The 423-nt window shown below is 41.8% G+C and carries 1 pseudogene; it reads right to left on the bottom strand.

From position 1 onward, the window contains the following. Window positions 1–423: pseudogene (locus NI468_RS16165) on the bottom strand (IS4 family transposase); the annotation flags it as partial.

Genomic DNA, 423 nt, shown 5'->3' on the forward strand with positions numbered 1-423 from the left:
CAATGTTTTGAGCAGTCAGATTTGCATACCATTGGTAATCGACATAGCCTTTATCAAAAACTACAATGCTGCCAGCAGGAAACTGGAATTTGCGGCCTTGTACCATGTCATTTTCTTTGCCATTTTCAACTGCAACAAACTCAGGAATATCATTGCTGTGATTCAATCCTATGCTGAGTTTCATGCTGGCTTTTGAGTCGTGAACTTTGGCCCATTCACATAAGGAAAGCGACAGGTCAATATGACTGGCATCCAAGGAATACAAGGGATTCTTAAAGCGAAATTTATGGGCTACTTTTGAGTGTTCATAGTATTTAAGCAACTTGTAAAAGAGCTGTTGATACAAGGCAGCAGGCTGCTGCTCATTGATTCGTGCCAGCGTGCTTCGGGGAATAGACTTTGCTCCGAGATGACTTAGCTTTT

Origin of the sequence: Acinetobacter lwoffii, from assembly GCF_024129355.1 — a bacterium.
Classification (GTDB): domain Bacteria; phylum Pseudomonadota; class Gammaproteobacteria; order Pseudomonadales; family Moraxellaceae; genus Acinetobacter; species Acinetobacter lwoffii_I.